This is a genomic window from Mycobacterium angelicum (assembly GCF_002086155.1).
GTDB classification, from domain to species: domain Bacteria; phylum Actinomycetota; class Actinomycetes; order Mycobacteriales; family Mycobacteriaceae; genus Mycobacterium; species Mycobacterium angelicum.
Window position 1 is genome coordinate 1 of record NZ_MVHE01000498.1, and the last position, 214, is coordinate 214.

Annotated in this window: 1 protein-coding gene; it reads left to right on the forward strand. The window is 66.4% G+C overall.

Annotation, left to right across the window (positions count from 1 at the left end; translation table 11 throughout):
• Positions 1-214, forward strand: a 214-nt coding sequence (locus BST12_RS30425) for a hypothetical protein (RefSeq protein WP_139802164.1), incomplete at both ends; no start/stop codon positions are given.

Sequence of the window (214 nt, forward strand, 5' to 3'; positions counted from 1 at the left end):
CCCAGGTGCTGGCACCGGTGGTATTCACCAGCGCGCTGGGGCTCGGCGACCTTTTCTGCCCGGACGTCACCGAGCAATTCGGCACACCCGGATGGATCATTTCGCAGGGGCCCCAGGTGCTGCTCGACGCCCAGGTCACCGAGTTCGACGGCGGTGTGCTGGTGAACTGGGATGTCCGCGAGGGGGTCTTTGCACCCGGCGTCATCGACGCCAT